Raw genomic sequence first — 242 nt, 5'->3', positions numbered from 1 at the left:
CACCATCAGTGGTGGAAGCAAGACGCTGACGGCGGTAAGCTCTCGCTGCACGTCATAAAAGAGCTGTTCCGCTGACACGTCTTCGGCTCGACACGGCTGGGGTTGGGCCAGAGCGATATAGCCGCGCAGCACTTGCACCATATTGTAGAGCAAGAGGCAGAAGGCAGCTTGAAACACCGTGGCTTGTGGCGTACTGCCAATCAACCGACGCAGGGCGAAGACCTCGGTGATCTGTTGAAAGA

The 242-nt window shown here is 57.0% G+C and carries 1 protein-coding gene; it reads right to left on the bottom strand.

The annotated features are described in order from the left end of the window. Positions 1-242, bottom strand: a 242-nt coding sequence (locus tag ACLJNW_RS27965; RefSeq protein ID WP_410961861.1) for a hypothetical protein, incomplete at both ends; no start/stop codon positions are given.

This window comes from Salmonella sp. SAL4457 (assembly GCF_046548235.1).
Classification (GTDB): domain Bacteria; phylum Pseudomonadota; class Gammaproteobacteria; order Enterobacterales; family Enterobacteriaceae; genus Salmonella; species Salmonella enterica.
Note: the sequence above shows the minus strand (reverse complement) of the source record. Positions and strands in the feature narration are given on the sequence as shown.